The sequence below is a fragment of the uncultured Rothia sp. genome (assembly GCF_963555405.1).
Lineage (GTDB): Bacteria > Actinomycetota > Actinomycetes > Actinomycetales > Micrococcaceae > Rothia.
In genome coordinates this window covers 32,335-55,811 of the sequence record NZ_CAUVVO010000012.1, presented here as the reverse complement: position 1 = coordinate 55,811, position 23,477 = coordinate 32,335, and the positions used below count along the sequence as shown (strand labels likewise).

Genomic DNA, 23,477 nt, shown 5'->3' with positions numbered 1-23,477 from the left:
TTACTTTTCAAGAGAGTTGTTTGTTGTTTGCGTTCACTGTATGGTTTTTGGATAACAATCCAATAGGCAATAAAAAGAGCCCGCTTACGCGGGCTCTTTTGCTTTAACAGCTAAAGCTGGAAAAGGGGGGGCAGACCCACGCGGGTCTGCCCCCCTTTTTTTTGTACCCTCAGAACCCCATGAATCTACCGTGCCCTCCAGAGAGGAGCGCACTGGGATAGAGTAGAACCATGCACTACCCCATGTTCTCCCACGCACCCGAGCCAGTCGATTAGCCGCAGCAGACTAACGAAGAACGAACCGTAGCCCTCTACGTAGAGAGCACACTGGAGCCTCACGAATCATGGGCAGCGCTCACCGAATACATCCACCTCTGGTGGCCCAGGCAGCTCCTGCAGAGCGAGGAAAGCCATATAGACCTCTCCACTGAGCTATTGCTTGAAGAGACAGCAGACGGTGACATCATTCCTGTAGCTCGAGTTGTTCAGCACGAGAACGAAGATGTCCTCACCATTGCGCCCTACCAGGGCACACGCCTAGGACGCCTCATGGGAGTAGCTGAAGAATCGGAAGAAAGCCTGAGCATCATCCTGGATGCCCTAGCTCCGGAGACTGCAGAAGGACCGCTATCCCTACTCGAGATCAGTAGCGGCACCTACGCAGGTCGTGAGGACGAGGAACTGGGCATTTACGAGGAACAAGAAGAAGCAGCCGCGCTACTCATGGGCGCATACGCTCGCTTTATTGGATCTGAGCTCGAGAAAGAAGAACTCTAAAAGGTACATAATCAAAGGGCCTGCTCGACCCTGTAGAGTGGTATGTCATGAGCACACAGGAGCAGAACACCCCGCAGCAGAAGGATACACGCTCTATCCGGGCACGACTGCGTACCAAAACGGCTGCGGGAGAGGTACAACCTCAGCACTACAGCAAGACTGATATGCTGAAGCAGAGCAATACCTGGTTCCGCAAACAGGGCGTACCCCTCATCATTCCTGCACGTCAGCGTGCTCTCGACGCGTTCCCGCGCTCCGTACCCTGGATCCTGTGGGCGAGCATCATGCACGTCTGTTATATCTTCCTGCGCGATATCCTCATCTTCATCGTTGATGATGCAAACGGTTCCCTCCCGGAATACATTAAAGCCATCACGACCAACACTGCACTCAGCGATGAAGTGCTACCCATGCTCGTGCTCGGCGGCATCTTCCTCGTGATGCCGATAATCTCCGGTGTGTTCATTACTCTTGCCCACAAGCTGATGGTCCGCACCCCGAAATGGGTTCAAATCACCACGGGTATTCTTACCGTACTTTTTGCCGGCATGCTCTTTATCGCCGGTGTCTTTGAATCCAGTAGCCTCGATGGCCTCGACTTCGTCTACGACGGAGGTCAAGTCTTCCCGCTCATCGTTATTGGAATCTACCTCGCCATCTTCCTGGGTGTAGATACCGTACTTGGCTGGTCCCTCAAGCACGCCATCCACCAGCTCGCCTCCCTGCCGCCCATGATCGCGAAAGTACTACCCGTACTCATGGTGTCCGTGCTCTTCATCTTCGTGAACGCAGACCTCTGGAAGCTCGCCAACGGGCTCAGCTTCCCGCGCACCTGGGCTGTTCTGGGGCTCATGGGGCTCCTCGCCGTGTTCGTGGTCGTCACAACCTCCCTAGAGCGCACAGCGCGCCTTCTGGGCCGCAATAGAGGCGACGACATCGCAAGGTTCACCGAAAGTGACTACGAGCATGCCGCAGCCCTCGAAGGCGGAATATGGAACACCGCCCAAGACTGGGTCGAAGAGAAGAAAATCCTCGAACACCGACCCCTCAAAATCGCGCCCTGGGGCAACCTCATTATTATCCCCATGATTGGGCAGATTATTCAGGCAACCTTCTTCATGCTGCTCGTCTTCGGGTTCTTCATGGGGTTCTCCTCCATCGCCATTAGCGACACCACCATCGAATCCTGGATGACCGTCAAACCCGAACACCTCAAAATCCTCGGCGTAGACACCAACATCAACGCCGTGGTCATCAAGGTGTCCATGATCGTTGCCGTGTTCTCCGGGCTCAGCTTCGTCGCAACCACCAGTAGCGACGAAAAATACGCCCGAAGCTTCCTCAAGCCCATGATTGCGCGAATCAAGCACATCCTGATTATTCGCGATATCTACCTGGGGCTGCTCACCATGCCCAAAAACGAAGTGCTCGTACTCCACGAAGAAGAGGAAAACACGGAAAAAGAGTCTGACAAGGCGTAAAAGCGGTCGGGCAGGGGAGTAGAAGCTAGTGGGTCGACAGGTTCATCGTTAACAGGTTGAATACCAGATACACCATGAGTAGGGCCACCGCCGCGTCAAGTACACGCCAGGCCTCCGGGCGGGCGAAGAGCGGACGTAAAATTCGTGAGCCGTAGCCGATCATGAGGAACCACAGCACGCTACCGCAGCAGCAGCCTAGGTAATACCACCAGCGGCCGGGATCGCCCTGCGTATTAGCCAGAGAACCGAGGAAAATCGTTGTGTCCAACCACGCCAGCGGGTTGAGGTAGGTGACCGCCGCCGTGGTTAGCAGGGCCGCTTTCAACGACTGCGCATCCTCGGTACCCTCCTCAACGACAACCGCATGCGGGATGAAAACACGCTTCGCCGACTCGTAGCCGAACCACGCCAGAAAAGCTGCGCCGACGTAGCGGAGAACCTCCATAACCCACGGGGCGGCGTCAAGTAGCGCACCAAGACCCACGACACCCAAGCCAATCATGAGCGCATCCGAGAGCACGCAGAAGATAATAATCGGGGTAATATGCCGACCCGTAATGCCCTGACGCAACACAAACGTGCCCTGGGCGCCAATAGCCGCCACCAAAGAAATCGTGGTGGTGGCACCCAGCAGGATGAGGGACAGTGAGATATGCATAGCGACGGTGCTTTCGGTTGCGGGACGGGCGGGACGCGCATCCTTCTACAACCAGCTTGCCAGGAAAAGAGCTGGAGACGGTAGATAATGAGCTGGCAAACTTCGTGTTTCGAAGGTAACCTCAGCTTGTCTAAATATTTCTTATTTTGCGTAAGATATTCTTATGACACGTTTCAGCACCGACCAGCTCTCCACCTTTGCCGCCGTCATCGAATACGGCACCTTCGACGCGGCGGCAGACATCCTGCGAGTGAGCCCCTCCGCCATCTCCCAGCGCATCAAAGCCATGGAACAGATTGCCGGAAAGGTCCTGCTACGCCGAAGCAATCCCGTGACCCCCACGGATGCCGGACAGAGCGTGCTGCGCATCGCCCGCCAGAGTGAATTCCTGCAGCAAGAAATGGAACGCGAACTCATGGGTGCCGGTGGCTTTCAGAGCGTCTCCGTGGCGGTCAATGCCGACTCGCTCGCCACCTGGTTCATCGACGCCGTCGGAACCCTCAGCCGCGAAGACAGCATCTTCTGCGACCTGCGACGAGAAGGAGAATTCCACTCATCCGCCATGCTCCGCTCCGGAGAAGTCATGGCTGTTATTACCTCCAAACCCGAAAAAATCCCCGGCTGCTCCGTTGAAACCCTCGGAGTGGCACGCTACTGGTGCGTCGCAACCCCCGACTACGTACAGCGATACCTACCCGGCTGGCCCAAGCGCGTAAGCCGCGAAGAGCTCAACCGTGCCCCCGTCGTCGAATACGACCGCAAAGACTTCGTGCAGGACGTAGCGCGAGTCCTCATTGAACAAGAAGTAGGTCTGGAGGCTGAAGAAACCTTCACCCAAAGCCCCACCATCTACATTCCCTCCTCCCCGGACTATGCGCGCGCCGTTAGTGCTGGTATCGCCTGGGGTCTCATTCCCGAAGCACAATGCGCCGAAGAGCTTGCAAGTGGGCACCTCGTGAAGCTCGCCGCAACCCCCGTAGAATTCCCCCTCTACTGGCAGCGCTGGAACATCAACTCGCCCGTTATGGAGACCGTAACTCGCCGCGTCCACGAAGCGGCACGAGGCGACCTGATCTACTAGAAGAGGGTGGTTCCGTGAGCTTTATGGAACGTCACCAGGTGGCTCTCTACCTCGTCTCCATGGCCGTGGGAGTTGCCTGCGCGGGGCTGAGTGGGTGGAGCCTGGTTTCTGAGCAGCTCGTGCCCTACGCGCTCGGCGCGCTCCTGTGGACCAACTTCGCTCTCATGCCCCTAACTGGTATGAGTGCCGGTCAGTACAAGAGGCTCACCCACACGGTGGTACTCGTTGCCGTTTCAGGGACTCCGATTCTGGTTGCGCCGCTGGTCTCCCTCTTCATTCCCGAGGGCGGTCCCGTTGCTCTAGCCACGGTGATTGTTTTGCTGGCTCCATGCGTGGATTACGTTGTGGTTTTTGCGTGTATTGCTGGAGGGGAATATCGCGGTTTGCTGGCGGCAACGCCCTATCTGCTTGGTGCCCAAATCATTTCTATTACAGCCTGGACTAGTGCATATGCATATATGGGAATATTAGATATTGGGGTGATGGGAGAAATATTCCCCCTCCCCGCTGAAAGCTACCTCAGCCTCGCTCCGCTCATCGTGCCCCTAGTAGCCGCCTACCTCGCGCAACGTTGGTCAACCCGCTCACCGCAGCGCCAACAAACCTACGAACGCGTACGCACCATGAGCGATACCGCGATGATTCCCCTCATGTGCCTGCTCCTTGTGCTCATGTGCTCCGCCTACACCCCGGCGGTGCTCAACCAGGCACAGCTCATTCCCCGACTCGCCGGACTCTACCTCACCTACGCCATCCTCGCAGGAGGCGCTGCATGGCTCTTTAGCAGAGTGATGAGCCGACCGGAACGCATCTCCGTAACCTTCAGTGCTGTCACCCGCAACGCCCTCATCATCTACCCCGTCGTAGCGCTCTGCGCACAACGCCTGGCACACAACGGGAACCCCGAAGCGAGCCTCATGGGCGCCACCGTACTCACTCAAACCCTCACCGAGCTGCTCATCATGGTCGCCATGACCGCAATCTTCCGGGTCAGAACAAAGACAGGTAACGCGGAGGCGCTCTAACTCCAGCCCTGCCAAACAGGTGAAACATACAGAGAGGCGGCCGCCCCACACAGGACGACCGCCTCTCTATAAGCTCTAACGCCTAAGCCCTAATGCCTAAGTCTTAACGCCAGCGAGTCATCATCAGCATGCTCACCATCATGGCGCCCACACCAACACTCACATTCCACATACCCAAATCAGGAATCGGGAACAGGCCCTGCGTAATGTAGAAAATAATAATCCACAGAATGCCCACCGCCAACAGCGAGAACATAATCACGCGGTACCACAGCGGAGTCTGCTCCTTCAGCTGCGTGCCGCTCTCCATCTCACGAGCAATCTCACGCAGACGCAGCTCGCTCGCATCTTCCACCTCAGACTTAGCAGACTTCTGAGACTTCTTCTTGGACGATGCCTTAGCCGAGTTGGTCGACATACTTCCTCCGCTTATTGTTGTATGGGTAACCTAAAAATATATGTTCACACCTATCTTTGCAGACTTACGGGATGATTTCACCTTCTCCCCGCGTTGAAAGATAAGGAACGCCACCCGGCGCCCAAGAACATACACAACCCAGAGGACAGAGGAGAACGCATGAGTCAAGGAACGGCACCCACCGCAGAGCGCCGCCCCCGTAGCGTGCTGCACTGGGTCATCCAGATTACAGGCGAACTCCTCATCACCATCGGAGTCGTACTGCTCCTCTTCGTTGCCTGGCAGCTCTGGTGGACCAACATCGACGCCGACCGCACCCAATCCCAAGCCGTCAGCACCCTCGTTCAGGAGTTTGACTCCAATCCCGGTGAGTCCGTCCCCGACTGGGACCCCAACACCCCGCCCGCCGGTCTGAGCGAACCCGGCCACGGTGAAGTCTTCGGCGTCGTCTACATCCCCAAGTTCGGATCCGACTACCAGCGCCCCGCAACCCAGGGCACCAGCTCCGACGTTCTCGACTCTCTCGGACTCGGCCACTACGAAGGAAGCGCCATGCCCGGTCAGGTCGGCAACTTCTCCCTCGCAGGCCACCGCCAAACCCGCGGAAAAGTCCTCAACGACATCGACCTGCTCACCGAAGGCGACCACATCTACGTGCGCACCAAAGACGGCTACTACACCTACACCGTCTACAGCCACGAAATCGTGCAGCCCGACCAGGTAGAAGTCATCGAACCCGTCCCCGGACAGCCCGGCGTAGCACCCACCGAGCGCCTCCTGACGCTCACCACCTGCCACCCGCGCTACGGCGACACCGAACGATACATTGTCCACGCCCGCCTCGAATCCTGGCGGCCCGCAGCAGCCGGAGCACCCGCAGAAATTGCCGCCTCCGTCGCAAAATCCTAAATCTGAGAGGAAAAGCAGATGTACGCATGGATTTTCCGCCACCTCCCCGGCCCCCTGTGGGTTCGCATCATCATCGCCATCGTGCTGATACTCGCCGTAGTCTACCTGCTCATGGAATTCGTCTTCCCCCACTTCGCAGAGTACGGCCCCTTCAACCTGAACGTCACCATCAACCATTAGCGCTAAGGACGTGCCATGACCCGCATCCTTGTTATCGACAACTACGACAGCTTCGTGTTCACCCTCGTCGGCTACATTCAGCAACTCGGCGCCGAAACCACCGTCATCCGTAACGACGAATACGACCTCGACACCGTCATCAAGCTCGCCGAAGAACACGACGGCGTGCTCGTCTCTCCCGGTCCCGGTGCCCCCGCAGAGGCGGGCGTCATCATCGACACCATCCGCTGGGCCGCCGAAGCGAAGAAGCCGCTGCTGGGCGTCTGCCTCGGTCACCAGGCCATCGCGGAGGCATTCGGCGGCACCGTCACCCACGCCCCCGAGCTGATGCACGGCAAGACCTCCCGCCTCGTGCACGAGAACGTCTCCGTGTTCAAGGACGTGCCCTGCCCCTTCACCGCGACCCGCTACCACTCCCTGGCTGTCGTACCCGAAACCATGCCCGAGGTCCTGGAAACCACCTCCACTACCGACAACGGCATCATCATGGGCCTGCGCCACCGCGAGGCCCCCATGCACGGCGTGCAGTTCCACCCCGAATCGGTCCTGACCGAAAGCGGATACCTCATGCTCGGCAACTGGCTCGAAGAAACCGGCCTGCAGGGAGCCGCAGAGCGCGCTAAGAGCCTCTCGCCCCTCATGGCCTAGTAAACTTCTAGCTTAGAAGCCCTCAACGGCTTATATCGCCTCCAGAAGCCCCGTAGCAGGCATGCTACAGGGAAACTGGAGGCGATAACTTTACCCCTGCACACTTCCTAACCCGAACCCAGGTACACAAAAAGGGGCGGCACCCCACACCCAACGGTGTGGAGCGCCGCCCCTTTTTTGCTAACCGCTAGAACCCCTTAGCGGGCATTCGCGTTAGCGTTTGCATTAGTTGCGTTGTCCGCATTGGTATTCGCGTTAGTACCCTGAATCGTACGGGTACCCGCAGTAGCGGACGTAGCCGGTGCCGGAGTAGCCGAAGCGGTAGAACGCTGCTGGTTCTGGTTACCAGTAGTAGAGTTCTGGTTACCGGTCGACGCTGCCGGCTGAGTAGCCGCAGTAGTCGGAGCGGTCGTCTGAGTCGGAGTAGCTGCCACACGAATCGTCACGGTGCTGTTCTGAGCCACCAGAGTACCCGCCGCAGAGCTCTGCGAAAGGACGGTACCCGCAGGACGCTCAGTGGTCTGAACGGTCTCAATGTTGGTGTTCAGCAGAACATCCTGAGCAGTCAGAGCAGCAATCGCCTGATCCTTGGTCAGACCCACCAGCGAGGGGACCTTCACCTTACCGGAAGACAGGACGATGTTCACGGTGCTACCAGCCTCAACGGTCTGAGCACCCTTGTCATCAGTCGAGCCCTTCTCCGGGGACAGCTCCACAACCATACCCGCAGGCACGGAAGCGCTCTCCACAGTGGAGACACGACCATCCACCAGACCCAGGTCCTTCAGAGCGTTACGGACATACGCCTCACTCTGACCCTGCAGGTTATCCGGCAGCTTGACCTTCTCCGGACCACTCGAAACGGTCACAGTCACGGTCGAACCCTTGTTAACCTTCGAGCCAACACCCGGCTCGACGCTGATCACGTCGCCCTTCTTGATGTTGTCAGAGTAAGCCGTACGGTAATCCAGCACGAAGCCCAGGTTACGTAGCTGGTTATCGGCATCATCGCGGGAAACATTCACCACAGCCGGAACCGAAACCTGCGGAACCTCATTGAGCTTGTTCTGGTAGTACAGCACCGAGCCGACACTGAAGACCAGCAGAGCTGCAATCAGAGTACCCACGAGGAAACGAACCCACGCACGCTTACGCGGCGAAGACTCATCGTACTCCGCGTACTCTTCATCGTCGTACAGCTCCTCATCATCTTCATAGTCGAAGAAGCCGTTGAGTCCACCATCCTCCACCGAAGCCTCAGTAATCGAGGTGGTGTACGGGGCATAATCCTCACCTAGGGAAGCGGTAGTCGCCGAAGGAACAAAAGCAGTAGTCATCGCTGCATCCTGAACCACGGTCTCTTCACCCGGGCGAACAACCGACACCAGAGCCTGAGCGAACTCAGCCGCGCTCTGATAACGCTCATCCGGGTTCTTCGCCAGACCCTTCAGAATCACAGCATCCAGACCCGCCGGAACCTCAAGCGGGGTGAACTTGCTCGGAGGCTCCGGAGTGTCAGAGAGGTGCTTAGCCGCCAGGTCAACATTCGACTCAGCATCGAACGGAGAACGACCAGCAATCATCTCGTAAATCACGCACGCAGCAGAATACAGGTCGCTACGAGCGTCAACATCCTTGCCGCTCACCTGCTCAGGAGACATGTAGCGTGCGCTACCCATCACCACGTTAGCCTTGGTCAGCGCCTCGCCAGCTTCCTCAATGGCACGGGAAATACCGAAATCCATGACCTTAATCTGGCCGGGCTGTCCCTTAGCGATATTCTCGCTGGTACGGTCCAGCACCATAATATTCGCCGGCTTAATATCGCGGTGAATAATGCCCATCGAGTGGCTGTACTGCAAAGCACCCAGAAGCTGCTCGGAATAGCCCAAAGCATCACGGACCGGCAGGTGGCCGCCACGGGACAGGATGGAACGCAGAGTATGACCCTCCACGTATTCCATCACGATATAAGGAATAGCGGTGCCCTCTTCCGAAGAAGCAGCCTCCCCACCATCCTGCGAGGGGTTATACGAACCGGTGTCATAGACAGCAACAATCGCAGGATTGTTCAGAGACGCCACAGCCTCCGCCTCACGCTTAAAGCGTGCGCGGAACGTATCGTCCTGGGCCTGCTCCGGGCGCAGAATCTTAAGCGCAACCTTGCGGCCGAGGCGAGTATCCTCAGCAGCATAAACGGTTGCCATCGCACCGGTACCGATTACCTCGAGTACCTTGTAACGGTTATCAACCGTGTCGGGAACCGACAGGTCCATAAGTTCTCCTGGATCACTAAGACTAAAACTAAATCAAAACGTAGGGGCTAACGCGCCGACGCAGAAGCGGAAGCAGAAGCCGACGCAGACGGTGCAGCAGAAGCGCTCGCACTCGAACCCCTACCCGAACTGGAAGAGGCCACATACATGTCTACATTACTACCAACCGTGACCTTGGTGCCAGATGAGGGGGTAGTACGAAGCACCGTACCGGGGGCCGCAGTGTCCGAATTCTCATAATGCAGAGAAACGTTCACACCCAGAGCGGCAACAGCCTTCGACGCCTCGTCAACGTTCTTACCTTCAAGGTTCGAGGGCAAAGTCACCGACTTCGGACCGGTCGAATAGCGAACAGTCACGCTATTACCCTGCTCCAAAGTACCCGTCGGAGAAACCGAAATCACCGTGTTCTCCGGCTGAGTCGACTCAACACCCTCAGTCTTGGGGGACAGGCCAAGGTTCTTCAGCTCGTTCACCGCATCCTGCAGCTCGCGACCCTCGTAGTTAATCGCGTTGACGGTCACCTTCTGCTTAGCGGCACGGGCAGAAGCAGACTCAGTCGGCTCCACCGTCGAAACGGTACCCGTGTTCGTCGGAACAACAGACGAAGAAGCGCTCGGAACCGGATCAGACGAACCGCCACCATTATTGGAGGAAAGAACCGTCCAAATACCGCCAGCAATCAGCACGATTGCCAGAAGCAGAGCAACCCACATCCAGACGTTCGGGCCACGCTTCGCTGCAGGAGCAGGAGTAGACTTCACGCGACCCGAAGCCGGACGCATCGTCTGCTCACTCGTGCGAGGAATCGGCGCCGTCGTCGGCTCCGGCGAGAAACGACCACCAGAACCAAAACGCGGAGTAGCAGAAGCACTAATCGGCTCAGCCGCAACATCCATAGCGGTCATCGCGACAGTAGCGTCGTCAGCATTCTCCTCAGCTAAGAACTGAGCTAGAGAAGGAACAGCCTTCACCGCAGCCTTCAGGTCGCGGCGACGAATCGCATCCACTGCAGACGCCAGAGCGGTCGCATCCTTAGGACGCTGAGCCGGGTCCTTCGCCAACAGGCACATAATCAGCGCACGAGCAGGAGCCGGAATGGTCTCCGGAAGCGGCGGCGGCGGATCATTCACCTGAGCCAATGCAATCGCAATCTGCGACTCACCCGTAAACGGACGACGACCCACCAGGCACTCATAACCAATAATGCCCAACGAGTACATATCCGACGAGGCGGTAGCCGCCTGACCGGTCGCCTGCTCCGGCGCCAGATACTGGGCAGTACCCATCACCTGTCCGGTAGCCGTCAACGGCACCTGATTAGCCAGACGAGCAATACCGAAATCGGTCACCTTCACGCGGTCATCCGGGGTGATGATGAGGTTACCCGGCTTCACGTCACGATGCACCAGACCCTGCGAATGAGCCGCAGCCAACGCACGAGCCGTCTGAGCAATGAAGTTCAGAATACGATCGGGCGGCAGGGTAGTCTCATGCTCAATGATGCTCGATAGCGGGTTACCCGGAACCAGCTCCATGACCAGGTACGCCGAGTTGTCCTCCTCGCCGTAGTCGAAAACATTCGCTACGCCGGGGTGGTTCAACAGCGCCGTATTACGGGCCTCAGCACGGAAACGCTCCAAGAAGCCCGGGTCACCGGTGTACTCCTCCTTGAGGATCTTGACCGCAACGATGCGCCCAAGCACCTTGTCGCGAGCTTTCCACACCTCGCCCATACCGCCAATCGCGATACGTTCGGTTAGGGTGTAGCGCCCGCCCAAAGTGATATCAGCCGCAGGCCTCACTTGTTCAACACCGCCTCAAAGAGTTGCTTACTAGTACTGGTTGCCAACTGGGCACCGGTCGCCGCGTCAATATCCTCATAAACCACAGCAATCGCAATCTGAGGATCATCAGCCGGCGCGAAACCGGTAAACCAAGAATTATTCAAACCTGCCGTGGTCTCCGCGGTACCGGTCTTACCCGCCACCTTAACACCGGAGACACCAGCATTACGTGCAATACCATTATCAACCGCATTCACCATCCACTGCTTCACCTGGTTAGCAATTTCAGGGCTAGTGGACGTACGCAGCTTCTCAGGAGAGAACTCCTGCAAAGTGCTCAGGTTGCTGGTCTTCACCGAACGAATCAGGTTCGGCTTCATCTGCACGCCGCCATTTGCAATCGCCGCAGAAGTCATCGCCACCTGCAGCGGAGTGGTCTTCACGTCGTACTGACCAATCGCCGACTGAGCCAGCTGGCTCTGCGTCAGATTCGACGGGAAAGACGACTTAGAAACCGTCAAAGGAATCTTCAAATCCTGGCCGTAACCAAAATTCTCAGCGGTCTTCGCGATACGCTCCTGACCCAGATCCATTGCAATCTGCGCAAACGGCGTATTACAGGACTGAGCCAAAGCCCACTCAATCGTCGCCTGAGTGCGGGTCGAACACTGACCGCCCGTATAGTTCGGCAGGGTAATGTTCGTGCCAGGCAGCGGCAACTGCGCGGGGTTCGGAATGACCGAGGATGCGTTGTACTTGCCGGATTCCAGCGCCGCCACCGCATCAATAATCTTGAAGGGCGAACCCGGCGAATAGGTGTTACCCGCAATCGCACGGTTAAACAGGGGGCTGTCCTCGTCAGAAGTCAGCGCCTGGTAATTCGCCAAAACCGAAGAGCTCGTATGAGACGACAGAAGATTCGGATCATAGGACGGCGAAGAAGCCATCGCCAGAATCTCACCGGTCTTCGGGTTCAACGCCACCACAGCACCCTTACGGCCCTGCAGCGCGTTGTAGGCAATGTCCTGAAGCTTCGAATTGATGGTCAGCTCCACGCTAGCGCCCTGCGCGGAAGAACCGCTAAACAGCTGCGCCACACGGTCGTAGAACTGGCTATCGCTCGTGCCCGCAAGCTCCTTATCGAGAGCAGCCTCCAGGCCGGTCGCGCCATAAATCGTGGAGAAATAACCCGTCAGAGCCGCATACTTGAGCGGGTGGTTATACACACGCTGGTAGTTGTACTCATCATCGGACTTCACCGACGAAGCAATCTCCGTACCGTCAACCACAATCGAACCACGTGCCGAACCGTAATTGTCGTAGAGTGCTCGAGAATTCCACTGATTATTCATCAGCGTCTTCGAATCGAAGAACTGAATATAGCTGAGGGTACCCATCAGCAGGACAAACACGCACGCGGCAGACATCCACATGCGGCGAATAGCCCTATCCATTCTTCTCACCTCCAGAATCCTTAGCCGTAATACGCGCCAGAACGCTAGTAGCACCCTCCGGCTCGTAGCTAGTGTCCGCATGGTCAATACCCTGCGGAGCATCGTAACCAGCCACCAGGTGAGGTGCGCGGGCACTATGAGAAATCGACAGCCACAGCGCCACAATAATCCAGTTAGCCACCAACGAGGAGCCACCGGCAGACATGAAAGGAGTCGTCAGACCAGTCAGCGGAATCAAGCGAGTCACGCCGCCAATCACCACGAACAGCTGCAGAACCATGACCGTAGACAGGCCGGCAGCCAGCAGCTTACCGAAACCATCACGAGTACCCAACGCCGCACGGTAACCGCGCGAGACCAGGAGCATGAACATCATCAGGATCGCACCCAGGCCCACCAGGCCCAGCTCCTCACCCAACGAGGAAATAATCATGTCCGAGTTAGCGTACGGGACGAGGTTCGCGCGGCCCTGACCCCAACCGCGGCCAAAAAGACCGCCGTAAGCCAGACCAAAAACGCCCTGCAGAATCTGACCCGAACCGCCAGGAGACGCCTGGTAAATCTCCGGATCAAAAGCGTGCACCCACGCATAAATGCGGGCATGCACGTGCGAGACATAGTGGTACGCGAAATAGCCACCCACAGCCATACCGATACCCGCAACCACCAGCCACGAAATACGACCGGTCGACAGGTACAGCATCGCCATGAACAGACCAAAGAACATGATTGCCGAACCAAGGTCCTTCTGGAACACCAGAACACCCAGGCTCACAATCCACGCCAAGAACACCGGCGCCAAATCACGCAGACGCGGCAGATTAATCGGACCAATACGGCGGCCAGCCACCAGAATCAGGTCGCGGTGCGTCGCCAAATAGCCGGCGAAGAAAATCGCCAAAGTAATCTTCGCGACCTCACCCGGCTGGAACGTGCGGTTACCGATATGAATCCAAATACGAGCACCATTGAGCTCCATACCCAGACCCGGAACCAGCGGCATGATGAGCAGAACCATCGACAGCACCAGCGAGGTGTACGTGACCTTACGCAGCAGACGGTAATCCCTGAGCACGAACACGATAATCGCGCACAGCACCATAGACACGCCGGTCCACATCAGCTGACCATCACCCACCGGAGCCGCAATCTGCGGATCCAGACGATAAATCATGGTCAAACCAATACCGTTCAACGCCACCACGAGCGGCAGAATAAACGGATCAGCATAACGCGCACGGAACTGCATGACCAGGTGAATCAGAAGAGCACCGGCACCCAGCACCACCGTGCACGGCAGCCACTGGCTCTTCGACGTATCAAAAGCATGCTCCGGATCAATCAGATACATACCGAACGAGCTGATACCCACCGCCAAAACCAGCAGGAAAAGCTCCGTGAAACGGCGTGCACGAGGCGCTTCCGACTCACGACGGAACGAGAACTTAGCCATTGTTCTCACCGCCTACTGCAGCAGGAGCCTCCGAAGAAGCCTGCTCAGGAGCCGGGGACGCCGAATCAGAGCCCGGTGCCCCAGAGGTCGGAGCCTCACTGGGAGCCACAGAGCTCGGGGAAGCGGAAGCCGAGGCAGAGGCGGAAGCAGAAGCAGCGGCCTGCTCAGCCTTCTCACGCGTCTGATCCGCCTGAGTCTTCAAACGAGACACAATCTGGTGCGCATCATCCAGGTCCTTCGCCGTAATCGCATTACGCAACAAAGAACGCGTATGATCGCTCAGCTCACTCGTAGGAATATCGGTATTCTCCACCACGTGAGAAAGGCGAATCGGGCCCAACGCATGCGGAATACCGTTATACACCGCAACCGTGCCGTCACTCTCACCCACATAGTAGCTACGCTCCACATAGCGCAGACCGGTCCATGCAGCCAACGTCAAAACAGCCGCAACCAGCAGAGTAATGAACAAGCGAATCGGCCACGATCGCGGACGCGAACGCTCCTCAGTGTCCTCAGCGATCAGCTCCTCCAGCTCAGCCGGCAGGGCCGCCTCATCAGACTCAACCTTCAACGGCACACGCTGAGCCACCGTCGCACGATGCTCCAGGGTACGAGAAGTCACCGCCGGAATCATGCCGGTCTCAGTAGCCACCGAAGCAGCACCAACCAGCTGATGCGGGCGGGAACCCAACTCACTACGCAGAATCGCAGCGTTCGTAAGAGCCGCATCCACGGCGTTATCGTACGTACCGATATGGTGACGCACCGCCCCAGAACCGCTGTGCAACAGGGTGCCAGAGAAGTCACGGGCACGACGGAAACGGCGCAACGACCGACGATGATGCTCATCAGAGTCCTCATCATGGTGCGCACCCAAAAGAGCCTCAGCAGCCTCAGCCGTGGCAGCAACCTCGGGAAGCTTCTGAGTGTTCGTGCTGACCTCCTGCTCCGCCACAATCGAATCAGGCAGAGCAGACTCAGGCAGACTCGAAGGACCCACCGGCTCATCCACCGGCAGAACCTCACGGTCAATCACCTGCAGAGACACAACCGTCACGTTATCCGGAGCGCCACGCTCCAAAGTCATCGCAATGAGGGTGTCAGCAATTTCAGACAGGTCATCGGTAGAACGCATCACCTGCTCAATCTCCGGCAGGGACACCACAGCATCCAAACCGTCCGAAGAGAGTACCCAGCGCTCGCCGGGAACGGCGTCCAGAGTCTTCAACTCCAGCTCGGGGGACGCGTCAACATCACCCAGAACGCGCATAATCACGTTCTTATGCGGGTGGTTCTCCGCCTCCTGCGGGGTAATACGACCCTCATTGAGTAGGCGCTGCACAAACGTATGGTCAGTAGAAATCTGCTCAAACTCGCCATCAGCACCCGGGCGCAGACGGTACGCACGCGAGTCACCAATATGAGCCAGCTCAATGCAGTCACCGTCAATCAGCAGGGCAGTACAGGTCGTACCCATACCCGCCAGCTGCGGATCATTCGCCGCCAGCTCATTGATAATCAGGTTCGCGCTCTGAATCTCATCAGCCAGGTAAACGCCGCCGGTACCATCCTCAAAATCAGGGTGATCAAGCGGAGTCAGGTTCAGAACCGTCGTAGCCGACGCGACATCGCCGCCCACGTGGCCGCCCATGCCGTCAGCAACGACAGCAAGGAAACGACCACCATAGCCGGAGTCATCATTCTTCGAGCGTTTCAGACCCGTATCAGAGCGGGCCTCAAAACGAAAAGCAATCTTCATACACTAGCCCCTCAACTGCATGGTGGTACCGCCAACGCGGAAATCATCACCGGGCTCAATCGGGGTCGCACGAGTCAGACGCTCGCCATTGACGAACGTACCATTAGTAGAATTCAAATCCTCCAGGAACCAACGGGAACCCTGAGGGAACAGGCGCGCATGGCGGCCCGAGGCGTAATCATCCTGCAGGGACACCTCAATGTCATTAGCGCGGCCAATAGTAATCGGCTGGTCGCCCAGCTGCATCATGGCGCCAGCCTGCGCACCCGCAGTAATCACAAGCTGCGAAGGGCGAGTCGGCGGAGGCGCAATGTGGGTAGCCTCCGGAATCGCATCAACCGGTGCTGCACGATAGTTCTTGCCCAAACCCAGGTCACGGCGAGCCGCCGAAACCACCAGGAAAACAAAGAACCAAATCAGAGCCAGAAAAGCGTAACGAAGGATAGTAACGGTCAATTCAGATGCCATTAACGGACACCTCCGGTCGAACTATGGAAGATGATGCGGGTATTACCCATGCGAAGCAGCGAACCGTTCGCCAGCACCACCGGCGCACGCAGAGGCGCACCATTAATCAACGTGCCGTTAGTAGAACCCATATCGGAGGCGACCACCGCACCACCCTGCATCGTAAGCTGCAGGTGACGGCGAGAAACGCCCTTATCATCCAGACGAAGATCAGCATCAGAACCGCGACCCAGCACAAACGGCAGGTGGTTCACCGGGTGCATGCGACCCTCAATCTCCAAGAAGAAACGCGGTGCAGCCGTTGCCGGGGGTGCTACAGGCATGTTCGGGCGCGCCGCAGGAACCTGCTGAGGCGCAGGCTGAACAGGCTGCGCCGGCTGAGCAGCGGGCTTCGTAATGCGGGTCGGCAAAGAAGACTCACGCGGCGGACGCACCGGCGCGTAGTTAGTAGCACCGCGCAGAGACGGGGACGCCGGAGCCTCCGGCACAGAGAACGGCTCGAAAGTCGCAACAACCTCAAACTCGCCCTCAGAGAGAGAATCAAGAACGTTGAAGGTCACGCGAACCGCGCCAATGAGGGTGTAACCCTGCGCGCGGGCGTGCGAAATCGCCAGATCGCACAGCTCAACAGCGAACGGGTTACCCCACTCGCGTACGCGCGGGAAATCGACCGGCGCGAAACGGAGAGTGTAGACATTAGGAGCCATGGTGCGACCGCTACCGTCCACGTAGGACTCGTCATCCATCATGATGCGGACGCGGTTAGCAACATCCGCCTTCGCAAAGGTGCCGAAGCCCTTGGAAAGGCCGACAGTGCGACCGATGCCTTGCTCCAGCTTGCCCAGCTTGTCGAAAAACTTCATGCCGCCTCCTTCTCAACGACCATTCCGAGCAACAGACCGCGTAAACGGTCTTTATCCGAAAGGCTCAGTTTAACGAGCGTGTCTGTGCGTTAGCTGTGTGTCCTGTGAATGAACACACCCGATTCTATTTTAGGTGATGCACTCGCCATCGCTCTGGAACCCCGTCATTTAGCGGGGGATTGGTTATGGATATGAAAAAATCCCCGGTTCTTTCGAACCGGGGATCGTTGGTGCGCGAGGGGGGAGTTGAACCCCCACGCCCTCACGGGCACACGGACCTGAACCGTGCGCGTCTGCCTATTCCGCCACTCGCGCATGTGTCTTACGGTGTATCACCGCAGGCAACACATAAAACTATACGGACTGCACGCGGCGCTGTCCAATTGAGAGAGTGTGACCTTCGTTACTTGTGCTATGTGGAGGTGGTGGTGGGCTCAGGAAGAGCCTCCGAGCCGTTACCAGCCGCCCTCCTCGGAAGCTGCCGTATCGGAAGTAGCCGCAGAAGCCTGCGCTCCGCGTTCCTGCTCAGTACGCTCCCGATCAATGCGTTCCAGACGCGCACGCAACAACCACGTCACCGGACCCACATACGGCAGACACAGCACCAGCAGAAGCCACTTTAGCTTCTGCACCTCCGAAAAATGCGGGTTCCGGTGAATCGTTACCAGGCACAGCAACGCCAACGCAATACCCGCCAGAAAAACAACCGTGACCACCAGCTCCAGTACGGCATGCCAATCCATAAACCCTCCTAATATCCTCCCTAAGGATACAGACCCGGAGGAGCTCACAAGCCCTCAGGGTAGTCCAAGGAGGCGTTCAGAGCCTACCGCTGACGGGCTGCCCAATACGCGCCTCGGACACGCAAAAGGGCCCGCCCCGCACACAGCAGGACGGACCCTCCAACAATGCCTTACACGCAATCTTGCGCGCGGCTCACAAACTAGCGGCTAACCTTCTTAGCCTTCTTCGCGGCACGACGCTCAGCAGCCTTCGCATCATACTCAGCCCAGAACTCACGGGTAGTCACCGCATCAGTACCATCCCACGCCGCAAGATTCTTCAACTCAGGCATATCCGAAGCCTTGAAAATCGGCTCCAAACCAGCCTTACGCTGAGCCTCATAGTTCTTCAACACCGCAACAACCTGCGGAGTCATCAACAGAACCGCCGTCAAGTTCACAATCACCATGCCGGCATTCAACATATCCGCGGTAGTCCACACCAGATCCAGCGAAGAAATCGCGCCGAAGAACACAAACACGAGAACCAGCGCACGGAAAATATTCATCGGCAGCTTACGCTCAGTCACGAAACGCATATTCGACTCGCCGTAGTAGTAGTTACCAATCACAGTCGAGAACGCAAACATGAAAATCGCGATAGTCAGGAAGTGAACCGCCCAATCGCCCAGCTGCATAGCCAGCGCCGACTGAGTCAGCGACGCACCACGAGAACGATCACCATAAGTCGGGTTCGACAGCAGAACAATAAACGCAGTCACAGTACACGCCATCATGGTGTCAAAGTAAACACCCAAAGTCTGCACGTAACCCTGCTTAGCCGGGTGAGAAATAGTAGCGGTCGCACCAGCGTTCGGAGCGGTACCCATACCCGCCTCATTAGTCAGCAGGCCACGCTTCATACCCCAAATCACGGCACCCATGGTACCGCCGGTCACGAACTCCTTAATGCCGAAAGCACCCTGGAAAATCATCAGTAGCATGTTCGGAACCTCAGTGATGTTCAGCAGAACAACCAGCAGGCCCAGCAGCAGATACAGCACCGCCATAATCGGCACCAGCCACTCAGTCACCGAAGAAATCGCGCGAATACCACCGAAAATAATAGCCGCAGTCAGCGCCACCATAATCAGACCAATAGTGATGCGGAAGCCCATCGAGTTAGTACCCGAAACATCAATATTGAACGAGTTCGCCGCAGCATCCACCACAGCATTCGTCTGAACCGCCACAAACACAAATGCGTAAGTGACCACAATGAACGCCACGAAGATGTAACCCATCCACGGAGCATTCAGGCCGCGCTTCATGTAGTACGCCGGACCACCAATATAGGAATCCTTACCGCGCTCCTTGTACAGCTGACCCAGAAGGGACTCCGCAAAAGCGGACGCCGCACCAACAGCAGCAATAACCCACATCCAGAACACAGCACCCGGGCCGCCCATAGCAATAGCCAAAGCAACACCCGCAACAGTACCGGTGCCCACACGAGAAGCAGCCGAAACAGTAAACGCACGGAACGAAGAAATGCTCTTCTTACCATCAGCCTCACGAGCAACCGGGTCACCCAGGACACGAACCATTTCCTTAATGGAGCGCCACTGCACGCCGCGGGTACGGATCGTAATGTACAGACCAGCCGCAATCAGAGCGTAGTAGAGGAAGTTGCTCCACATCCAGTTCTGCACAGCATCCACGGAGGAAGTCAGTCCCGCAGTCTGCTCATTAATGTCCCCGATGATATTCAGAAGAAAATCCACTCGGTACTCCAATCTTGAAAGCAAAAAGCCCGCACGCTCAAACCCGGAAGGCGGACAACGTGTGGGCTACATTGCTGGGTGATGCGGACTCATGCCGCGCAGCGGAGCCAAACACACTCCGCATGATTAGTCACCCCATTGTGTCGGGTGCAACCCCCGCTCGGCAACTTAAAAAAGGGGACCAAACCAAAATGTAACGAATACTTAATATACGGGCAGAGTAAATATAGGCTCCGTGCGGGTGTTGCCGATACGGACGGGACGGGCGTGAAGAGCCCGGCGCAAGGCACAAAACCTCGCACCGGGCACAGTAAATAAGCGGAGGTATCGGTTGGGTTATGAACGTTCAGGCTTCACAAACGGGAACGACAACACCCCACGAATCTGCGTCTGAGCCAACAGCATCACCAAGCGATCCACGCCCAGACCCAAACCACCCGTCGGCGGCATACCCGTCTCCAAGGCGTAGAGGAAATCCTCATCCACCTCCATCGCCTCCAGATCACCCGAAGTCGCCTTCAACGACTGCTCCGTCAAACGCTCACGCTGCACCAACGGATCCGCCAGCTCCGAATAAGCGCAGCCCATCTCCATGCCGTTAATCACCAAATCCCAACGCTCCGCCAACCCCGGAACACTGCGATGCGGCGCCGCAAGCGGACTCGTCTCCGCCGGGAAATCCGTATAGAACGTCGGCTCCACCGTATGTGCCTCAACCAGCTCACCATACAGCTCCTCAACGATTGCGCCCGGACCCATACCCTCATGAACACGCACACCGTGCTGCTGCGCCAAAGCCAGCAACTCCTCAAAATCCGTCTGCACATCCACGCGGCGACCCAGCGCCTCCGACAGGGCATCACACACCGACACCACACGCCACGGACCCGACACATCACGCACAACGCGCTCGCTCGAAGCCATATGGCCCAGCGGCAAAGATACCGAACCAAACACCGACTGTGCGGCATCCTTAATCAGGCGCTCCGTCAACTCGCGCATCTGCACATAATCCGCGAACGGGCGGTATGCCTCAAGCACCGTGAACTCCGGATTATGGGTTGCATCAGCACCCTCATTACGGAAATCACGACCCAACTCATATACCGGACCGCTACCGCCCACCACCAGACGCTTCAGATACAGCTCCGGCGCAATACGCAGCGTCAAATCCTCACCGTACGCATTGATATACGTGCGGAACGGGCGCGCGCTCGCACCACCGTGCACCGTATGCAGAATCGGGGTCTCCACCTCAAGGAAACCCTCCCCATCCAGGCGTGCACGTAGCGCCTTAATCACCGCGGTACGCAGGCGCAGATTCTGCATCTGATCCGGATGCACCAACAGGTCCGTGGAGCGGCGACGCAGACGCGCCTCCGGGTCGGTAAACGAATCAAAGGGGATGGGGTGCAGGCTCTTCGACGCCATGCGCCACGAGGAAGCAATCAACGAAGGGGTGCCGTTGCGGCTCGCCCCGTAAGTACCCTGCACAGTGATGATGTCACCGGTGTCCAGGTCGCGGGAGGCAAGGCTCAGTAGGTGCTCGCCCACCAGGGCTCGTTCCATGACGACCTGCAGGGTTTCGCCGCCTTCAATCAGGGTTGCGAAGAGGACTCCACCATGGTTGCGAAGCGCGCGAATACGCCCCGAAACAATAAATTCTGAATTAGGAATATTTTCAGAAGAGAATATACGCAGAGCATCCTTCACGCCTAGAATAGGCGCACTATTACTGCGTATCTCACCACCCAGCGGATACGGCTCCATACCCGCCGAACGCAGCGCCTCCAAATGACGCAGACGATGCTGAGTCTGATCACTACGCGACACCTCAGGAAGCTCTTCTACAGCAGATACCTGCAACTGGCGAAGAGTCTCCAACTCATCGGCAGAAAGAACCTGCTCCTGATCCTGCAAACGGCGAGCCGACAGATTCGGCAAAAAGCCCTCCGCCATACCCGCAGCAACCACCACATTCACCATCGCCAAAGTCGGCTCCGTCGCCAAAAAACGAGGAACCCAAAGCGGGGCAAACTTCAGATTGAAACGATACAGACGGCGCAACTGCAGAAAACGATCCAGCACGCCCAAAGAGCGGGAAGCGAAACGGTTCCATGCCGAAGCGCCCACCTGATCGGCAGCCTCAAAAATATGGCCAAACATCGCAAAATTCAGCGACACCCGACGCACACCCAGCGACGCCGCCTGCTCCATCAGCGACGCAACCATAAACTCCACCACACCATTAGGTGCCTCGGGAGAGCGGCGCATAACGTCCAGAGACAGACCGGTCGGACCCCACGGAACAAACGACAGCAGAGCCACCATCTGACCAGCCTCATCATGAGCCGACACCAGAACAGACGAAGAATCCGCCGGATCATTCACACGGTTCAGAGCCATCGAGAAGCCGCGCTCCACACGCCCATGACGCCACGCCGAAATATTCTCTGCAACCTGCTGACGCTGCTGCTCATCCAGCTCCGCAAAGCGACGCATCTGCGCCGTGTACCCGCCGCGACGCACACGCTGAACCGCCTGACGCACCGGTAGCATCGACGTGTCATTGAGCGTGAAACGGTCCGCCTCTAGGACCGCCTCCTCACCCATCTGAATAATCGACAGACCCGCACGGTTGTAGGCGCGGGCGCCCGCCTCGCTCACGCTCAGAGCCGCAGGAACCCAGCCGTAGCTGCGCGCCTGCAACATCCACTGCTCAATCGCGGCATCCCACGAATCCGGGTCACCCACCGGGTCACTCGACGCCAAACACACCGAACCAACCGAACGGTACGTAATCGCCGCCCTCTGATCCGGAGAGAAAACCACCTGCTTATCGCGACGCGTCGCGAAATAGGAGAGCGAATCATTGGCACCGTACTGCTGCAGCAGGGCGCGAATCTTCAATTCCTTCTCGCCGGTCCACGCGTCCAGGGCGCGGTAACCGCGCGCCAACAGGTACAGTGCCGCAACCAGCGAAGCACCGTAGCCAAAAGACGCCAAGAAACCCACTACATCGGCAGCCCACACGCCAGGATGGGTACGCTCAATACCCATGCCGTGCATCAGCAGCTCCCACGGGGTGATGGAACGCAGCGGCTCCCACACACCAATACGGCACAGGTACCAGAGCACCAGCGTAGTCAGCAGAATACCGCCAGCCGCCGTTGCAGCCGCACCCGCCCACGAGAGGCGACCAATACGCGCCGGGAACGCCGAACGAATCGAGAAGAGGAACGGCACCAGCACGCACGCAAACACGATGGAGAGCGTATCGACCGTCGAGGAGAAAATACGGTCCTTATGCATGATTCCCTCAGGGAACACCAGCGTGAAGGCGCTATGGGTCGCAAGTAGCGCACCCAGCACCTGAAAAACGATGGCGGCAATGAGGGCAGCGCGCTTGCGCACAATCAGCCCGGAAACCATCACAATCATCGTGATGGCGCTGGGCAGCGTGTGCGTGGAGGGAATATTCAGCAGGTCGGCGGTGACTTCCCACCAAGTGAAGCCGCGACCGTGCCGCAGAGGAGAAATAATCCACGCGAACGTGGTCAGAAGCGCGGCAAAAGAATACACCCCGATCACCACGCGTGCTGATATCTCTGCATACCTTGAGGGAGGCGCGGGCGCCTGCCCTGCTCGTGCTGTACGGCGACGTGAGGTAGTGCGGTGAGACATCATTATCAGCGGAGGATCGGGGTGTAGGAAGGTACTAGACCTTAGGAG

Annotated in this window: 19 protein-coding genes and 1 tRNA gene; 7 read left to right on the top strand and 13 right to left on the bottom strand. The window is 57.7% G+C overall.

The window, feature by feature from the left end; translation table 11 throughout:
* Positions 1–434: 434 nt before the first annotated feature.
* Entirely contained in the window at positions 435–776 is a 342-nt protein-coding gene (locus tag RWL87_RS07980) for a hypothetical protein (protein ID WP_313969510.1), read from the top strand.
* Positions 777–940: 164 nt separating this feature from the next.
* Positions 941–2,257, top strand: coding sequence for a D-mannonate dehydratase (locus tag RWL87_RS07975; protein ID WP_313969509.1), 1,317 nt, complete (start codon positions 941–943; stop codon positions 2,255–2,257).
* A gap of 25 nt (positions 2,258–2,282) precedes the next feature.
* Here RWL87_RS07975 and RWL87_RS07970 read toward each other — a convergent pair whose 3' ends face one another.
* Positions 2,283–2,915, bottom strand: coding sequence for a LysE/ArgO family amino acid transporter (locus RWL87_RS07970; protein ID WP_313969508.1), 633 nt, complete (start codon positions 2,913–2,915; stop codon positions 2,283–2,285).
* A 163-nt stretch (positions 2,916–3,078) separates the two neighbouring features.
* Here RWL87_RS07970 and RWL87_RS07965 point away from each other — a divergent pair, with 163 nt between their 5' ends.
* The gene (locus RWL87_RS07965) at positions 3,079–3,996 is read left to right on the top strand and encodes a LysR family transcriptional regulator ArgP (RefSeq protein ID WP_313969507.1); all 918 of its coding nucleotides are present in this window, start codon (positions 3,079–3,081) and stop codon (positions 3,994–3,996) included.
* A 14-nt stretch (positions 3,997–4,010) separates the two neighbouring features.
* On the top strand, positions 4,011–5,021 hold the full coding sequence (locus RWL87_RS07960; RefSeq protein ID WP_313969506.1) for a hypothetical protein: 1,011 nt from the start codon (positions 4,011–4,013) through the stop codon (positions 5,019–5,021).
* Positions 5,022–5,124: 103 nt separating this feature from the next.
* Here RWL87_RS07960 and RWL87_RS07955 read toward each other — a convergent pair whose 3' ends face one another.
* A complete protein-coding gene (locus RWL87_RS07955; protein ID WP_070684535.1) occupies positions 5,125–5,439 on the bottom strand; it encodes a cell division protein CrgA in 315 nt (104 codons plus the stop codon).
* A gap of 159 nt (positions 5,440–5,598) precedes the next feature.
* On the opposite strand from RWL87_RS07955, the gene RWL87_RS07950 reads away from it, so the two are divergent.
* Genes RWL87_RS07950 through RWL87_RS07940 form a run of 3 tightly spaced genes read left to right on the top strand, consistent with a single transcriptional unit; the run spans position 5,599 to position 7,176 of the window.
* Positions 5,599–6,348, top strand: coding sequence for a class E sortase (locus tag RWL87_RS07950; RefSeq protein WP_303987398.1), 750 nt, complete (start codon positions 5,599–5,601; stop codon positions 6,346–6,348).
* A gap of 18 nt (positions 6,349–6,366) precedes the next feature.
* Positions 6,367–6,528 (top strand): hypothetical protein, encoded by a 162-nt coding sequence (locus tag RWL87_RS07945; RefSeq protein ID WP_005507386.1) that lies wholly within the window; start codon positions 6,367–6,369, stop codon positions 6,526–6,528.
* Between the two features lie 15 nt (positions 6,529–6,543).
* Complete coding sequence (locus tag RWL87_RS07940) at positions 6,544–7,176, top strand: aminodeoxychorismate/anthranilate synthase component II (protein ID WP_219100276.1); 633 nt, start codon at positions 6,544–6,546, stop codon at positions 7,174–7,176.
* A 197-nt stretch (positions 7,177–7,373) separates the two neighbouring features.
* Here RWL87_RS07940 and pknB read toward each other — a convergent pair whose 3' ends face one another.
* The 11 genes from pknB to lysX form a co-directional block, all read right to left on the bottom strand.
* On the bottom strand, positions 7,374–9,452 hold the full coding sequence (gene pknB, locus RWL87_RS07935; RefSeq protein WP_313969505.1) for a Stk1 family PASTA domain-containing Ser/Thr kinase: 2,079 nt from the start codon (positions 9,450–9,452) through the stop codon (positions 7,374–7,376).
* A gap of 47 nt (positions 9,453–9,499) precedes the next feature.
* Positions 9,500–11,257: a protein kinase domain-containing protein gene (locus RWL87_RS07930; RefSeq protein ID WP_313969504.1), complete on the bottom strand. Its 1,758-nt coding sequence runs from the start codon at positions 11,255–11,257 to the stop codon at positions 9,500–9,502.
* Positions 11,254–12,693: a penicillin-binding protein 2 gene (locus tag RWL87_RS07925; RefSeq protein WP_313969503.1), complete on the bottom strand. Its 1,440-nt coding sequence runs from the start codon at positions 12,691–12,693 to the stop codon at positions 11,254–11,256. Before RWL87_RS07925 ends, RWL87_RS07930 begins: the two co-directional genes overlap by 4 nt.
* Positions 12,686–14,146 carry an FtsW/RodA/SpoVE family cell cycle protein gene (locus tag RWL87_RS07920; protein ID WP_313969502.1) on the bottom strand — a complete coding sequence of 487 codons (1,461 nt, stop codon included), beginning with the start codon at positions 14,144–14,146 and terminating at the stop codon, positions 12,686–12,688. The genes RWL87_RS07925 and RWL87_RS07920 overlap by 8 nt, the downstream gene beginning before the upstream one ends.
* Entirely contained in the window at positions 14,139–15,908 is a 1,770-nt protein-coding gene (locus RWL87_RS07915; RefSeq protein WP_313969501.1) for a protein phosphatase 2C domain-containing protein, read from the bottom strand. Before RWL87_RS07915 ends, RWL87_RS07920 begins: the two co-directional genes overlap by 8 nt.
* Positions 15,909–15,911: 3 nt before the next feature.
* The gene (locus RWL87_RS07910; protein ID WP_313969500.1) at positions 15,912–16,376 is read right to left on the bottom strand and encodes an FHA domain-containing protein; all 465 of its coding nucleotides are present in this window, start codon (positions 16,374–16,376) and stop codon (positions 15,912–15,914) included.
* Positions 16,376–17,239, bottom strand: coding sequence for an FhaA domain-containing protein (locus RWL87_RS07905; RefSeq protein WP_311469286.1), 864 nt, complete (start codon positions 17,237–17,239; stop codon positions 16,376–16,378). Before RWL87_RS07905 ends, RWL87_RS07910 begins: the two co-directional genes overlap by 1 nt.
* Before the next feature lie 228 nt (positions 17,240–17,467).
* Positions 17,468–17,554: transfer RNA gene (locus RWL87_RS07900), tRNA-Leu, on the bottom strand.
* 140 nt (positions 17,555–17,694) lie between these two features.
* Complete coding sequence (locus tag RWL87_RS07895) at positions 17,695–17,982, bottom strand: PLDc N-terminal domain-containing protein (protein ID WP_313969499.1); 288 nt, start codon at positions 17,980–17,982, stop codon at positions 17,695–17,697.
* Between the two features lie 200 nt (positions 17,983–18,182).
* A complete protein-coding gene (locus RWL87_RS07890) occupies positions 18,183–19,745 on the bottom strand; it encodes an alanine/glycine:cation symporter family protein (RefSeq protein ID WP_313969498.1) in 1,563 nt (520 codons plus the stop codon).
* Positions 19,746–20,081: 336 nt separating this feature from the next.
* Entirely contained in the window at positions 20,082–23,432 is a 3,351-nt protein-coding gene (gene lysX, locus RWL87_RS07885) for a bifunctional lysylphosphatidylglycerol synthetase/lysine--tRNA ligase LysX (protein ID WP_313969497.1), read from the bottom strand.
* Positions 23,433–23,477 lie beyond the last annotated feature (45 nt).

What these genes read in the sequence shown, in the direction of transcription:
- RWL87_RS07915 (WP_313969501.1), bottom strand. Translation starts at nt 15,908, where the DNA reads ATGAAGATTGCTTTTCGTTTTGAGGCCCGCTCTGATACGGGTCTGAAA.
- lysX (WP_313969497.1), bottom strand. Translation starts at nt 23,432, where the DNA reads ATGATGTCTCACCGCACTACCTCACGTCGCCGTACAGCACGAGCAGGG.
- RWL87_RS07975 (WP_313969509.1), top strand. Translation starts at nt 941, where the DNA reads ATGCTGAAGCAGAGCAATACCTGGTTCCGCAAACAGGGCGTACCCCTC.
- RWL87_RS07940 (WP_219100276.1), top strand. Translation starts at nt 6,544, where the DNA reads ATGACCCGCATCCTTGTTATCGACAACTACGACAGCTTCGTGTTCACC.
- RWL87_RS07955 (WP_070684535.1), bottom strand. Translation starts at nt 5,439, where the DNA reads ATGTCGACCAACTCGGCTAAGGCATCGTCCAAGAAGAAGTCTCAGAAG.
- RWL87_RS07920 (WP_313969502.1), bottom strand. Translation starts at nt 14,146, where the DNA reads ATGGCTAAGTTCTCGTTCCGTCGTGAGTCGGAAGCGCCTCGTGCACGC.
- RWL87_RS07925 (WP_313969503.1), bottom strand. Translation starts at nt 12,693, where the DNA reads ATGGATAGGGCTATTCGCCGCATGTGGATGTCTGCCGCGTGCGTGTTT.
- RWL87_RS07895 (WP_313969499.1), bottom strand. Translation starts at nt 17,982, where the DNA reads ATGGATTGGCATGCCGTACTGGAGCTGGTGGTCACGGTTGTTTTTCTG.
- RWL87_RS07970 (WP_313969508.1), bottom strand. Translation starts at nt 2,915, where the DNA reads ATGCATATCTCACTGTCCCTCATCCTGCTGGGTGCCACCACCACGATT.
- RWL87_RS07905 (WP_311469286.1), bottom strand. Translation starts at nt 17,239, where the DNA reads ATGAAGTTTTTCGACAAGCTGGGCAAGCTGGAGCAAGGCATCGGTCGC.
- RWL87_RS07945 (WP_005507386.1), top strand. Translation starts at nt 6,367, where the DNA reads ATGTACGCATGGATTTTCCGCCACCTCCCCGGCCCCCTGTGGGTTCGC.
- RWL87_RS07910 (WP_313969500.1), bottom strand. Translation starts at nt 16,376, where the DNA reads ATGGCATCTGAATTGACCGTTACTATCCTTCGTTACGCTTTTCTGGCT.
- RWL87_RS07950 (WP_303987398.1), top strand. Translation starts at nt 5,599, where the DNA reads ATGAGTCAAGGAACGGCACCCACCGCAGAGCGCCGCCCCCGTAGCGTG.
- pknB (WP_313969505.1), bottom strand. Translation starts at nt 9,452, where the DNA reads ATGGACCTGTCGGTTCCCGACACGGTTGATAACCGTTACAAGGTACTC.
- RWL87_RS07965 (WP_313969507.1), top strand. Translation starts at nt 3,079, where the DNA reads ATGACACGTTTCAGCACCGACCAGCTCTCCACCTTTGCCGCCGTCATC.